The organism is Clostridium boliviensis, assembly GCF_033342255.1.
Lineage (GTDB): Bacteria > Bacillota > Clostridia > Lachnospirales > Lachnospiraceae > Lacrimispora > Lacrimispora boliviensis.
This window is the reverse complement of sequence record NZ_JAWONS010000278.1, coordinates 60493-73361: the sequence shown is the minus strand read 5'-3', so window position 1 is coordinate 73361 and position 12869 is coordinate 60493. Positions and strand designations below refer to the sequence as shown.

13 protein-coding genes are annotated in these 12869 nt (G+C 44.3%); all 13 read left to right on the top strand.

The window, feature by feature from the left end; translation table 11 throughout:
• Position 1: 1 nt before the first annotated feature.
• The 13 genes from mutL to mgsA all read left to right on the top strand — a co-directional run bounded on the left by mutL (position 2) and on the right by mgsA (position 12858).
• Positions 2-1948 carry a DNA mismatch repair endonuclease MutL gene (gene mutL, locus RZO55_RS18495; RefSeq protein ID WP_318065733.1) on the top strand — a complete coding sequence of 649 codons (1947 nt, stop codon included), beginning with the start codon at positions 2-4 and terminating at the stop codon, positions 1946-1948.
• Positions 1948-2895: a tRNA (adenosine(37)-N6)-dimethylallyltransferase MiaA gene (gene miaA, locus RZO55_RS18490; RefSeq protein ID WP_369293232.1), complete on the top strand. Its 948-nt coding sequence runs from the start codon at positions 1948-1950 to the stop codon at positions 2893-2895. The genes mutL and miaA overlap by 1 nt, the downstream gene beginning before the upstream one ends.
• A gap of 5 nt (positions 2896-2900) precedes the next feature.
• Positions 2901-4181, top strand: a complete 1281-nt coding sequence (locus RZO55_RS18485) for a methionine gamma-lyase family protein (protein ID WP_318065732.1) — start codon at positions 2901-2903, stop codon at positions 4179-4181.
• A 90-nt stretch (positions 4182-4271) separates the two neighbouring features.
• Complete coding sequence (locus tag RZO55_RS18480) at positions 4272-4523, top strand: DUF4321 domain-containing protein (protein ID WP_318065731.1); 252 nt, start codon at positions 4272-4274, stop codon at positions 4521-4523.
• Positions 4524-4573: 50 nt separating this feature from the next.
• A complete protein-coding gene (gene radC, locus RZO55_RS18475; RefSeq protein WP_318065730.1) occupies positions 4574-5269 on the top strand; it encodes a RadC family protein in 696 nt (231 codons plus the stop codon).
• Positions 5270-6154, top strand: a complete 885-nt coding sequence (mreC, locus tag RZO55_RS18470) for a rod shape-determining protein MreC (RefSeq protein WP_318065729.1) — start codon at positions 5270-5272, stop codon at positions 6152-6154. It abuts the gene before it with no gap.
• 11 nt (positions 6155-6165) lie between these two features.
• On the top strand, positions 6166-6684 hold the full coding sequence (gene mreD / locus RZO55_RS18465; protein ID WP_318065728.1) for a rod shape-determining protein MreD: 519 nt from the start codon (positions 6166-6168) through the stop codon (positions 6682-6684).
• Entirely contained in the window at positions 6665-9517 is a 2853-nt protein-coding gene (locus RZO55_RS18460; RefSeq protein ID WP_336624334.1) for a penicillin-binding transpeptidase domain-containing protein, read from the top strand. The genes mreD and RZO55_RS18460 overlap by 20 nt, the downstream gene beginning before the upstream one ends.
• 17 nt (positions 9518-9534) lie before the next feature.
• On the top strand, positions 9535-10203 hold the full coding sequence (locus RZO55_RS18455; protein ID WP_336624333.1) for a septum site-determining protein MinC: 669 nt from the start codon (positions 9535-9537) through the stop codon (positions 10201-10203).
• Positions 10204-10237: 34 nt separating this feature from the next.
• A complete protein-coding gene (gene minD, locus RZO55_RS18450) occupies positions 10238-11029 on the top strand; it encodes a septum site-determining protein MinD (RefSeq protein ID WP_318065727.1) in 792 nt (263 codons plus the stop codon).
• An 11-nt stretch (positions 11030-11040) separates the two neighbouring features.
• On the top strand, positions 11041-11319 hold the full coding sequence (minE, locus tag RZO55_RS18445; RefSeq protein WP_117415488.1) for a cell division topological specificity factor MinE: 279 nt from the start codon (positions 11041-11043) through the stop codon (positions 11317-11319).
• Positions 11320-11321: 2 nt separating this feature from the next.
• Positions 11322-12446, top strand: coding sequence for an FtsW/RodA/SpoVE family cell cycle protein (locus tag RZO55_RS18440; protein WP_318065726.1), 1125 nt, complete (start codon positions 11322-11324; stop codon positions 12444-12446).
• Between the two features lie 16 nt (positions 12447-12462).
• The gene (gene mgsA, locus RZO55_RS18435; protein WP_097004165.1) at positions 12463-12858 is read left to right on the top strand and encodes a methylglyoxal synthase; all 396 of its coding nucleotides are present in this window, start codon (positions 12463-12465) and stop codon (positions 12856-12858) included.
• Positions 12859-12869 lie beyond the last annotated feature (11 nt).

Sequence of the window (12869 nt, the reverse complement as noted above, 5' to 3'; positions counted from 1 at the left end):
CATGGCAAATATAACCGTACTGGATCAAAATACGATTAACAAGATAGCAGCAGGAGAGGTTGTGGAACGTCCTGCTTCTGTGGTAAAGGAGCTTTTGGAAAATGCAATTGATGCAAAAGCTACAGCTGTTACGGTGGAAATTAAAGAAGGCGGAACATCATTTATCCGGGTTACGGATAATGGATGCGGGATTCCAAAGGAAGAAGTTCCCCTTGCTTTCCTGCGCCACTCCACCAGCAAGATCAAATCAGTAGAAGATCTGTTTACCGTATCATCCTTAGGGTTTCGCGGTGAGGCTCTTGCCAGTATTGCATCGGTCTCACAGGTGGAGATTATAACAAAGACCAGTGTGGGGTTAACGGGAACCAGATATCAGATTGAGGGCGGTATCGAGCGGTCCATTGAGGAAATCGGTGCACCAGAAGGAACAACCTTTATTGCGCGGAACTTGTTTTTTAATACTCCGGCAAGGAAAAAGTTTTTGAAGACGCCGGTTACAGAAGGAGCACATGTGGCTGATCTGGTGGAAAAGCTGGCATTGTCCCATCCGGAAGTATCCATTCGTTTTATACAGAATAATCAAAATAAGCTTCATACAGCAGGCAATCATAACCTGAAAGATATTATTTACACGGTGTTTGGCAGGGAGATTGCCTCTAACCTCCTGGAGGTTACGGCAAAAAAAGCGGAAGTTACGGTACATGGGTTTATCGGAAAGCCAGTGATAGCCCGCGGCAACCGGAATTACGAGAACTATTTCATCAACGGCAGATTTATTAAAAGCAGTATCATTTCACGAGCCATTGAAGAAGCATACCGGCCGTTTATGATGCAGCATAAATATCCGTTTACAATGCTTCATTTCAACATCGAACCTGAGCTTTTGGATGTGAATGTTCACCCGACCAAGATGGAACTCCGCTTCCGTGACGGAGAACTGGTTTATCATATGGTTTATCAGGCAGTAGCTAATGCTCTTGCCCATAAGGAGCTGATTCCCGAGGTCAGTCTGATGAAAGGCGGGGAAGACAAAAAAGAGCCGATGCCTGGTAAAAAGCTTCAGCCATCACCGGAACCCTTTGAAAGCCACCGGCTGATGGCGATGAATCAAACGGCTGTTACCAGTGAAAAAAAACCAGTGGAAGGAACTGCCTTCCCCAAACGGCTGATTCCCCCTATGCCTGATATTGTCAAAGAGCCGGATGAACTGAAAGAGAACTGGCTGGCACCTTCTGCCCCTGTTTCCAACGATACGACTGCAGCGAAACAGCCGGAACCGGTAAAACAGGAAGCGGCACAGGAAGCGGTACCGGCACAAAAGCCTGAACAGCTGGATTTGTTTGATGGCAGGCTGTTGGAGCCCCAGTCAAGGATCAGGCATAAACTAATCGGTCAGTTGTTTGAAACCTACTGGCTGGTGGAATTTTCTGACCAGCTCTATATTATTGACCAGCATGCTGCTCATGAAAAGGTTTTATATGAGAAAACCATGGCAACACTTAAAACCAGGGAATATACATCCCAGATGCTTAATCCGCCTGTCATTCTTACCTTAAACCGGAATGAAGAGATTTTGTTAAAACGGCATCTGTCTGTTTTTACAGATATGGGCTTTGAAATTGAGCCATTTGGCGGCAGAGAGTTTGCCGTAAGGGGAGTTCCGGCTAATTTGTTCTCCATTGCCAAAAAGGAACTGCTGATTGAAATGATTGACAGTTTATCCGAGGATTCATCGTTTAGCAATCCCGGGATTATTTACGAAAAAGTGGCGTCTATGTCCTGTAAAGCGGCAGTGAAGGGCGGAAATGCGTTGTCGGCAGCAGAAGCCAACGAACTGATCGACCAGCTTCTGAAACTGGAAAACCCCTATGCATGCCCCCACGGAAGGCCAACCATCATTTCCATGAGCCGGTATGAACTAGAAAAGAAATTTAAGAGGATTGTCTGATGAAACCATTGATTATTATTACAGGTCCTACAGCTGCGGGCAAAACAGATCTGTCGGTCCGTCTTGCCCGGACAATCGGAGGAGAAATTATCAGTGCTGATTCCATGCAGGTATACCGGCATATGGATATTGGATCTGCCAAGATCACACAAGAGGAGAAAAAAGGGGTTCCCCATTACTTAATAGACGTCTTAAATCCAGATGAAGAATTTAATGTTGCTGTATTTCAGAAAATGGCAAAGGATGCAGTGAATACAATTTATTCTCACGGTAATATTCCTATTGTGACAGGAGGAACCGGATTCTACATCCAGGCACTTCTCTATGACATTGATTTTACGGAAACAGGGGAAGATTCTTCTATTCGGGAAGAACTGGAATTGCTTCGAAGGGAAAAAGGCGGAGAATATCTTCATGAGATCCTTTGCGGGATTGATCCGGTTTCGGCCAGAGAGATTCATCCCAACAATCAGAAACGGGTGATCCGGGCAATCGAATATTTCAGACAGACCGGGGAGATGATTTCAGAACACAACCGGCGGGAAAGGGAAAAATCTTCCCCCTACGATTTCCTTTACTATACAATCAATATGGACAGGTCTGTCCTGTATCAGAGAATTGACCAGCGTGCGGATCTGATGATGGAACAGGGGCTGGTTCACGAAGTAAAACGGTTAAAGGAAATGGGCTGCACCAGAAATATGGTATCCATGCAGGGACTGGGATATAAAGAGATACTGGATTATCTGCAGGGAGACTGTACACTTGAGGAAGCTGTTTATATCCTGAAGCGGGATACCAGACATTTTGCAAAAAGACAGATTACCTGGTTCAAACGGGAACGGGAGGTCCGGGATTTATATCTTCCTGATTTTGATTATGATCTGGACCGGGTTTTAGATAAAATAGTACAGGATACAAAAGAGATCACTGGATTGGAGAAATAAGGATCATGGAAATAGAACGTATGTATGAGGAACTGGGAATCAGCCGGAAGGTGCTTGATTTTGGAGAGCAGATCGAGGCAGATTTAAAATCCAGATTTGAAGAAATTGACAAGAACGCTGAATATAATCAAATGAAAGTCATTAAAGCCATGCAGGATAACCGGGTCAGTGACATTCATTTTGCAGGGACTACAGGTTACGGTTACAATGATCTGGGCCGCGATACACTGGAAGCAGTCTATGCCAGTGTTTTCCATACAGAAAGCGCACTTGTAAGGCCCAATTTAATCAGCGGTACCCATGCACTTTCCGTTGCATTATCCGGGAACCTGCGTCCTGGGGATGAACTTCTGTCCCCAGCCGGCAAACCCTATGACACGCTTGAGGAAGTAATCGGAATCAGGGAGAGCACCGGATCACTGAAAGAATACGGAGTCGTTTACCGTCAGGTTGATCTTCTGGCTGACGGAACCTTTGATTATGATTCTATTGCAAAAGCGGTAAGTGAAAAAACCCGCCTGGTTACTATACAGCGCTCAAAAGGTTATGATACCCGCCCTACATTTTCTGTTGCACAGATTGGTGAACTGATTGCATTTATTAAGAAGATCAAACCTGAGGTCATCTGCATGGTAGATAACTGCTACGGTGAGTTTGTGGAACGGATCGAGCCTTCTGATGTTGGTGCCGATATGATTGTGGGATCTCTGATCAAAAATCCGGGGGGTGGTCTTGCTCCAATCGGCGGATATATTGCGGGGAAAGCAGAATGCATTGACCGTGCTTCGTACCGCCTTAGTGCCCCCGGACTGGGAAAAGAAGTGGGAGCAAGCCTGGGACTCAACCAGTCTTTCTATCAGGGACTTTTTCTTTCCCCCACTGTTGTGGCAGGTGCATTAAAGGGAGCTGTATTTGCAGCAAATATTTATGAAAAGCTGGGCTTTCCGGTTGTTCCTGACGCAACCCAGTCCCGTCATGATATCATACAGGCTGTAACCTTCGGAAATCCAGAGGGCGTGATTGCCTTCTGTCAGGGAATACAGGCTGCGGCACCAGTGGACAGCTTTGTTGCTCCTGAGCCATGGGATATGCCCGGCTACGACGCTCCTGTTATCATGGCTGCCGGTGCGTTTGTACAGGGATCTTCCATCGAATTAAGCGCAGATGCTCCGATTAAGCCTCCATATGCGGTTTATTTTCAGGGAGGTCTTACCTGGTACCATGCGAAGCTTGGAATTTTAATGTCACTCCAGAAACTCCTGGAAGCAGGATTGGTTGTATTGTAAAAAAAGGTATACACAACTGTAAAATTATGCTAAAATATTTTGATAGGTATGGACAATCCAGCCAGGAATCAAAAAGGAGTATCGTAACAAATGAGAGGTAAAAATTACTGGGTATTGCTTCTTCTTATGCTTTGCGGTGTTGTTATTGGTGGCTTTGTCGGAGATTTGACCAAGACAATCTCATGGCTGTCATGGCTAAATACTGGTCAGTCATTTGGCTTTGATACTCCGGTGATTGTCAATTTGGGGATTCTTGTTATCACCTTCGGCATTCATATTAAAATCACCATGGCTGGCATCATAGGAATGGCTGCAGCCCTTATCACGTATCGATTGATTTGATTTTTTCGTATATGTCTAATACGTACCTGGAGAGTAACAGTAGGAGGCATATGGAACGTATAACGATGAAAGACATCCCAAAGGATGAAAGGCCCTGTGAAAAGTGCTTGAGAGAAGGAACAGAAGGTTTAAGTGATGCGGAACTTCTGTCCATTATCATCCGTACAGGCTCCAGAGAGGATAATTCTCTGGCACTGGCACAAAAAATTCTGGCCTTAAACTATCCGAGAGAGGGTATTTTAGGGCTTTTGCATCTTTCCATGCAGGAACTGATGCAGGTCAAAGGAATCGGCCGTGTAAAAGGTGCACAGCTTTTATGCATTGGAGAACTTTCCCGGAGAATCTGGAAACGGACGGCCTGTCCCAGTGGGATTGATTTTCACAATCCTAAGGACATCGTCAATTACTTTGTGGAGGATATGCGTCACAGAGAACAGGAGCAGGTTTTTGTCATGCTCTTAAACACAAAGGGTGCCCTTATAAAGGACATTATGATCTCTCAGGGAACGGTGAATGCTTCCGTAGTTTCTCCCAGGGAGATTTTCATTGAAGCAGTCAGGCATCATGCAGTCAGCCTGGTTCTGGTTCACAACCACCCCAGCGGAGATCCGGCTCCCAGCAGGGAGGATCTTTCAATCACCCGCAGGGTGAAGGAAGCAGGGGAATTAATTGGGATCAGACTGCTGGATCATATTATTATAGGAGATAATTCCTATATCAGTTTAAAAGAACGGGGAATCATATAGATGGAACCAAAGCGCAGTAAATATATTCTGATTGCATTAACAGTTTTTTGTGTCCTGCTCATAGGACTGACTTCAATTCACGATGAGTGGCTTACACCTCTGCGGACCGGAGTGGGTTATTTTCTGATTCCGGTACAGACGGGAGTCAATTCGGTGGGGTCTGCTATATATGATGAGATTACGGATTATGCCAAGTTAAAGGATGCAATGGTTGAGAATAAGGATATGAAGGATCTCATTACCCAGCTGACGGAGGAAAATACCAGACTGCAGTCAGAAGAATTTGAATTAAAACGATTAAGAGAACTGTACAGCCTGGATCAGGAATACGGTCAGTATACGAAAGTGGGAGCCAGAGTAATCGCCAATGATTCAAGCAACTGGTTTAAGGTGTTTCGTATTGACAAAGGCTCCAAAGACGGTATTGCAACCGATATGAATGTGGTGGCTGGCGGAGGACTTGTGGGAATAGTCACAGATGTAGGTGCCAATTATGCCACCGTTCGTTCGATTATTGATGATTCCAGCCGGGTCAGCGGCATGGCTATGCAGTCCGGCGACAGTTGTATCGTTGCAGGTGACTTAACCTTGTTTAAAGACGGCAGGTTAAGGATTACCAATATACTAAAGGACAGCGATTTAAAAGACGGAGATAAGATTGTTACATCCAATATCAGTTCTGTGTTTTTACCCGGTATTCTGGTAGGATATGCGTCAGATATCACCAATGATACGAATAATGTTACGAAATCCGGATATTTAATTCCGGCAGCAGAATTTGACAGCCTTCAGGAAGTACTTGTGATTACCCAGTTGAAGGCCGATATGATGAAGGAAGGGGAATCTGCCCCGGCTTCAGAAAGTGAAAGCACTTCTGAGCAGTGAAAAGGAGTAACATGAGACGGATTATATTTAACGTACTGCTGATTATACTGGCATTTACCATACAAAACTGCATATTTCCCCTGCTTCCGTTTCTTTCGGCTGCGCCCAATCTGCTGTTGATTCTGACGTTTTCTTTTGGGTTCATATATGGGAAGGAAGCCGGGATGTACTACGGACTGTTATCCGGCCTTCTTATGGATCTGTTTTACAGCGGTCCCTTTGGCTTTTATACCCTGATTTTTATTTTTATGGGTTATATGAATGGAATATGCACCAGGTACTATTATGAAGACTATATTACGCTGCCGTTAATTTTAAGCGTATTAAACGAGCTGGCGTATAACTTATATATCTATGTATTCCGTTTTTTAATCCGTCAGAAGTTGAGAATTGGATTCTACTTTATCAATCTGGTGCTTCCGGAGATAATTTTTACAGTTGTGACCACACTTCTTCTTTACCGGTTATTCCTGATTATGAACCGCCGCCTGGAGGAGATAGAAAAAAGAGGTGATTCGACTATTGTTTAGGGATTTATTGGAGATCATAAGAGAATTAATCAGGAAAACGGCGTCATCCCGCCTTTTTATATTAGGAATTATCTGCTTTATCATGTACACCGGACTGGTTCACAAGCTGTTCAATATGCAGATTATTAATGGGGAAAAAGCTCTGAGTGATTACCTGCAGCTTACAGAGCAGACCATTACGACTGCCGGTACCAGAGGGAATATCTATGACAGGAACGGAAAAGTGCTGGCATACAATAAACTGGCATATTCCGTCATGCTGCAGGATACTGGTGCCTATAAGAAATCCGACGATAAAAACCGTATGTACTTAAGGCTGGTAAAGATTCTTCAAAGACATGGAGAAACCGTTCAGGGGAAATTTGAGGTGGCTCTTGATTCCAATGGAGATATGGTTTATACTTCTTCCTCTGAATCTGCAAGAAAGCGGTTCCTCCGTGATTACTACGGATTAAAGAGAGTTGAAGATTTAGACGATGAAAAGGGTCGTTATCCTTCAAACTTAAGTGCCAGAGAACTGTTCGAACGCGTCCGGGAGAATAACGGATTAAATGATTTATCTGTCACGGATCAGGAAGCACTGGACATTATTAATATCAAATATGCACTTCGTCTGATGCTGTACCGGAAATATGAGTCGACTGCAGTGGCGACAGAAGTATCTGACGAGACAGTGGCCGATATTCTGGAGCATGTCGGGGATATGCAGGGAGTAACGGTGGAGGAGTCTACCATCCGTGCGTATAATGACAGCATTCCATTCGCCCCTGTAATCGGATATACCAGCAAAGTTCCGGAGGAACAGCTGGAAGATCTGCAGAGCCGTAAAAGTGATTATGATATCAATGATATTGTAGGACGGACAGGTATTGAGTATACAATGGAGAATGAGCTGCAGGGTACAAAAGGGAAGAAGACGATTTATAAAGACAGCGTGGGCAGAATCCGGGAAACCAAAGATGAAACCGATGCCTCTGCCGGCAATGATGTATATTTAACACTGAATGCTGATCTTCAAAAGGGGATTTATCATCTGATTGAACAATCTCTGGCCGGTGTCCTGATTAAGACCATAGTAAACGGAGATTATCAGACCGGCAGTACCACAGACGGATCGAATATGAAGATTCCGGTAAAAGATGCTTATTTTCAGCTGATTAATAACAATGTCCTGTCTCTGAAGGAAATTGAGTCAGAGGATGCATCTGATACCGAGAAAAATATTTACCGGAAGTATGAAGCATCCCAAAGACAGATATTTGACGGGCTTAAGAATGAACTGATGAGTCCTCATGCAACGGTGATGAAGGATCTTCCGGATGATACGAAGGCCTATCTGTTTTACATTTACAGCTATCTTTCCGAACCAACAGTAGGAATTATTAAAGAAGAGGCAATGGATAAAGGCAGTGACGCATATAAGGCATGGAAAACAGATGAAATCAGTCTGAGGGAATTCCTTTATTATGGAATTGCCAATGGTTGGATTGATTCAACAAAACTGGAAACAGACACCAAATACTCCAGTGCTGACGATACCTTTAAAGCACTGGTGGACTATGTGTTAGACCGACTTAAGGAAGACAGAAACTTTACCAAGAAGATCTACCGGTACTTAATTAATAGCGATACCATTACCGGGCAGGAACTCTGCCTGGCTTTATACGACCAGGGGGTGCTGAAAGAAAACCCGCAGGATATGGCTGAATTAAAAGCAACCGGAGACGCTTATAGTTTTCTGTTGAAAAAATTGTCTGCTCTTGAGATTACTCCAGCACAGCTGGCTCTGTCTCCCTGCAATGCCGGAGTGGTAGTGACCAATGATAAAACAGGTGAGGTACTTGCACTGGTTTCTTATCCGGGATACGATAACAACCGGATTGGTGACGGCTCCTATTTCAGCCAGCTTCAGGCGGATTTATCCCTGCCCTTGTATAACAATGCCACTCAGACGAGAAAAGCGCCGGGATCCACATTTAAGCCGATTACAGCAGTGGCTGCTTTAGAGGAGCATGCAATCACTGCTGATGAAACCATTGACTGTACAGGAATTTATACAGATGTAGAGCCTCCAATCAAATGCTGGATCTATTCGGGACAGCATGGACCGCTTAACATCGTGGGAGGAATTGAAAACTCCTGCAACTATTTCTTTGCAGACTTAGGCCACCGTCTTTCCACTGATGGAAGCGGAGTCTATTCTCCTGATGCAGGACTGGAAGTTTTGCGCAGATATGCATCAAAATTCGGACTGGATCACAAATCCGGCGTGGAGATTGGAGAACTCGATCCGCAGATTTCAAAAGAGGCACCGGAACGTTCTGCCATGGGGCAGGGAAGCCATGCCTATACCAATGTACAGCTGTCCAGGTATGTGGCGGCAATAGCAAACAGGGGAACTGTTTTCGAACTGAGTTTACTTGACAAAACAACAGATTCTGAAGGTAATCTGATTGAAGATTATACCCCTGAGATTTCTTCTCATATTGACGCGGCGGACTCAACGTGGGATACTGTACAACAGGGAATGAGAGAAGTGATTGCTAACGGTTCAACTAAGAGATTGTTTGCTGACCTTGAAGTGGAGATTGCCGGTAAGACTGGAACTGCCCAGGAGGCCCGCAACAAACCGAATCATGCATTTTTCATTTCTTATGCGCCATATGACAATCCGGAAATCTGTGTAACAGTGAATATTCCGTATGGCTATTCATCATCGAATGCCGCTAACATTGCGAAGAACGTCTATAAGTATTATTATGGTTATATAGACTTAGAATCCATTGTAAACGCAGGCGCCCTGGATGCAGCAAAGGTCAACATTCGCGACTAACGAGGATAAGAGGTGATATGATGCATGATACCGTAGTAATAAAAAGCAACAAAGCTGGTATGACTGTTATCCTGGATCCGGATATCCCCTTCCCTCAGCTTCTGTCTGACATAGGGAAAAAATTCGGAGATCATGCCAAATTCTGGGGATCTGCACAAATGACTCTGACCATAGAGGGCAGAGAAGTTACAGCTGAAGAAGAATTTGCTGTCATTAACCAGATTACAGAGAATTCCAATGTGGAAATCATCTGTCTGGTTGATACAGATGCAAACCGCATCAGACGATGCGAAAAAGCACTGAACGAAAAACTGATGGAACTTTCCTGTCAGACAGGGCAGTTTTTTAAAGGCAATTTACAAAATGGAGAGACTTTAGAATCAGAAGCAAGCATTGTGGTCATCGGGGATGTCCTAAAGGGTGCAAAAGTCATGGCAAAGGGAAATGTGGTGGTCCTTGGGAAAATTTCCGGTACCGTTTGTGCAGGAGTAGCGGGAAATAAGGGCGCACTGATTACGGCTCTTGAGATGGCACCCACCCAGCTTAGGATTGCTGACTGCAGCAGCGGACTTGACGGCAGAGGCCGGCGCCTTGGACGCGGACCGATGAAGGCATATCTGGAAAATAATAAAGTCCTTATAAAACCAATGAAAAAAAGTGTGGAAATATTCCGAAAATTAAGGTAAAATAGAATGAGGTATAAAAACAGGAGGATATGGTATGAGCGAGATCATCGTAATCACTTCTGGAAAAGGCGGGGTAGGCAAGACGACAACTTCTGCCAATGTTGGTACCGGACTGGCAATTCTGGGTAAGAAAGTAGTCCTGATCGATACAGATATCGGACTTCGGAACCTGGATGTTGTAATGGGTCTGGAAAACCGCATTGTCTACAATCTTGTAGACGTGGTAGAAGGGAACTGCCGTATGAAGCAGGCCCTGATTAAAGACAAAAGATACCCAAATTTATTTTTACTGCCATCTGCACAGACACGGGATAAGACTGCAGTAACCCCAGGTCAGATGGTGAAGCTGGTCGACGATTTAAGAGAAGATTTTGATTATATTCTGCTAGATTGTCCGGCCGGGATTGAACAGGGCTTTCAGAATGCAATTGCAGGAGCTGACAGAGCCATTGTTGTAACAACTCCGGAGGTGTCCGCAATCCGGGATGCAGACCGGATTATTGGTCTTTTGGAAGCTGCTGATATGGGCAGCATAGAACTGATTGTTAACAGGATCCGGGCCGATATGGTGAAACGGGGAGATATGATGTCTCTTGATGATGTCATGGACATTCTGGCCATTGATATTATCGGTGCTGTTCCAGATGACGAGGATATCGTCATTTCCACCAACCAGGGGGAGCCTCTCGTAGGCATGGGGACTCCAGCCGGACAGGCTTATATGGACGTATGCAGAAGGATTATCGGTGAGAACATTCCGATTCAGAATCCGGCAATACGGGAAGGTCTGTTCTTTCGACTCTCGCATCTCTTAAGAAGAGCATAGGGGGGTCTGACATGAGCCTGTTTCCTGTATTCCGTAAGAAGAATTCAGGAGAAATTGCAAGAAATCGTCTGAAACTTTTGCTGGTTGCGGACAAGGCTGACTGTTCTCCTGAGATCATGCAGATGATAAAAGACGATATGATCCGTGTCGTTTCACGTTACATGGATATTGATTCCGACAGAATAGAGATACAGATGAAAAAATTAAAGCAACCGGATTGTGAACGGTTTACACCGGTGCTTTATGCAAACATCCCTATTCGCGATGTACCTGATAAGGGGATATACTGACTATGTTTTTTGACTACAATTTTAAATATTATAATTACCGATTAGTTTTGTACATGCTGTCACTGGCTGTGATTGGGATTTTAGTGGTGGCAAGCGCCTCCAACCAGGATTCTGGTATCGTAACAAAACAGATTATCGGAGTAATGGTGGGTTTTGCACTGGCGATCGGGCTATCCATCATTGATTACCGTAAATTAGTTAAACTTTATCTTCTGGTTTATGGTCTTTGCATTCTGCTGCTGGGAGCCGTTCTTGTAATGGGGCATACGGCAGGAGGTGCAACCAGGTGGATTCACATTCCCGGCATCGGGAGAATCCAGCCTTCTGAATTTGTAAAAATAGGTTTAATTGTATTCTTTTCCTGGTATTGGAACAAATACCAGGAAAAGATGAATACGCCTGTCATGGTGGGACTGGCTGCGCTTTTGGCAGTAATACCCATAGGTCTTATTTTTGCAGAACCCAATTTATCTACCAGTCTGGTTGTTATTGTCATCATACTATGTATGGTGTATTCAGCCGGAATCAGTTACCGATGGATCGGCGGTGTTTTGGCAATTGCTGTGCCGGCAGGCTTTTTGTTTATATTTCTGCTGACGAAAGGCTTAATTCCGTTTATACACGATTATCAGGCACGACGTATCCTTGCGTGGATTTATCCTCATGCGGAACAGTATGCGGAAAACTTATACCAGCAAAAGAATTCAATTATGGCAATCAGTTCCGGACAGCTTCAGGGAAAGGGACTTTTTAATACAACCATTGCGTCTGTGAAAGACGGAAACTTTTTATCCGCCGGTGAAACGGATTTTATCTTCGCGATTATAGGCGAAGAAATGGGATTTCGAGGCAGTGTGATTGTCATTGCTCTTATTGGACTGGTTGTATTTGAATGTCTTTATACTGCATCCAAAGCAAAAGACATGTCCGGCAAACTGATTTGTACCGGTATGGCAGCCCTGATCGGCTTCCAGGCTTTTTCCAACATCGCGGTTGCGACACAGATCTTTCCCAATACAGGTCTGCCGCTGCCATTCGTCAGTTCGGGAGTGAGCTCCCTGATTAGTATTTTTATGGGAATGGGTCTGGTGCTGAACGTTGGACTGCAACGCAAAATCGGTAATTAAAAGGAGGTATATCGTTATGAATATAGGATTAGTTGCCCATGATTCAAAGAAAAAACTGATGCAGAATTTCTGCATTGCGTACAGAGGTATTTTAAGTAAGCATATGTTATATGCTACAGGAACTACAGGACGTTTGATTGAAGAAGTTACAAATTTAAATGTTCATAAATATTTGGCAGGTCATCTGGGCGGAGAGCAGCAGTTAGGTTCTCAGATTGAACACAATGAGATTGATCTTGTGATTTTTTTAAGGGATCCTCTGACACAGAAGTCCCATGAACCGGACATTGTAAATATCATGAGAACCTGTGATATGCACAACATACCTCTTGCTACCAATCTCGCCACAGCAGAATTATTAATTAAATCTCTGGAGCGCGGCGATCTGGAATGGCGAGAGATGTATAAATAACAGAGGTAGAG

What these genes read in the sequence shown, in the direction of transcription:
- mutL (WP_318065733.1), top strand. Translation starts at nt 2, where the DNA reads ATGGCAAATATAACCGTACTGGATCAAAATACGATTAACAAGATAGCA.
- miaA (WP_369293232.1), top strand. Translation starts at nt 1,948, where the DNA reads ATGAAACCATTGATTATTATTACAGGTCCTACAGCTGCGGGCAAAACA.
- RZO55_RS18485 (WP_318065732.1), top strand. Translation starts at nt 2,901, where the DNA reads ATGGAAATAGAACGTATGTATGAGGAACTGGGAATCAGCCGGAAGGTG.
- RZO55_RS18480 (WP_318065731.1), top strand. Translation starts at nt 4,272, where the DNA reads ATGAGAGGTAAAAATTACTGGGTATTGCTTCTTCTTATGCTTTGCGGT.
- radC (WP_318065730.1), top strand. Translation starts at nt 4,574, where the DNA reads ATGGAACGTATAACGATGAAAGACATCCCAAAGGATGAAAGGCCCTGT.
- mreC (WP_318065729.1), top strand. Translation starts at nt 5,270, where the DNA reads ATGGAACCAAAGCGCAGTAAATATATTCTGATTGCATTAACAGTTTTT.
- mreD (WP_318065728.1), top strand. Translation starts at nt 6,166, where the DNA reads ATGAGACGGATTATATTTAACGTACTGCTGATTATACTGGCATTTACC.
- RZO55_RS18455 (WP_336624333.1), top strand. Translation starts at nt 9,535, where the DNA reads ATGATGCATGATACCGTAGTAATAAAAAGCAACAAAGCTGGTATGACT.
- minD (WP_318065727.1), top strand. Translation starts at nt 10,238, where the DNA reads ATGAGCGAGATCATCGTAATCACTTCTGGAAAAGGCGGGGTAGGCAAG.
- minE (WP_117415488.1), top strand. Translation starts at nt 11,041, where the DNA reads ATGAGCCTGTTTCCTGTATTCCGTAAGAAGAATTCAGGAGAAATTGCA.
- RZO55_RS18440 (WP_318065726.1), top strand. Translation starts at nt 11,322, where the DNA reads ATGTTTTTTGACTACAATTTTAAATATTATAATTACCGATTAGTTTTG.
- mgsA (WP_097004165.1), top strand. Translation starts at nt 12,463, where the DNA reads ATGAATATAGGATTAGTTGCCCATGATTCAAAGAAAAAACTGATGCAG.